1 protein-coding gene is annotated in these 438 nt (G+C 45.0%); it reads left to right on the top strand.

All coding sequences use genetic code 11. The features are described from left to right. Positions 1–438, top strand: a 438-nt coding sequence (locus tag A3761_RS05840; protein WP_156491647.1) for an AMP-binding protein, incomplete at both ends; no start/stop codon positions are given.

The following is a 438-nucleotide window of genomic DNA, read 5'->3' as shown; positions in this document are numbered from 1 at the left end:
TTGAAGACGCTTGGTCTGCAGGATGTACGCTATGCTGCGAGTGGCTCTGCACCACTAAGTCAAGATACGATTGCCTGGTACCAAAAGCTTGGTCTTGAACTCCTCGAAGGCTACGGCATGTCTGAAAACTTTGGTTATTCTCATATGTCCCAGCCAGGCAGAAGTTGCCTTGGTTACGTAGGTGAACCTTTACCTGGTGTTGATTGTCGAATCAGTGAGCAAGGTGAAATTCAAATCAAGAGCCCTACCCTGATGATGGGTTACTACAAGGATGAGGCGAAAACCAAGGCTGAGTTCACTGAAGATGGCTATTTGAAAACCGGGGATCGTGGTGAAATTGATGAACTTAAACGCCTTAAGATTACCGGACGAACCAAAGAAATATTTAAAACCAGTAAAGGTAAATACGTTGCGCCAGCGCCAATAGAGAATAAGATT

The organism is Oleiphilus sp. HI0123 (assembly GCF_001635315.1).
This window is presented reverse-complemented; position numbering and strand designations above follow the sequence as displayed.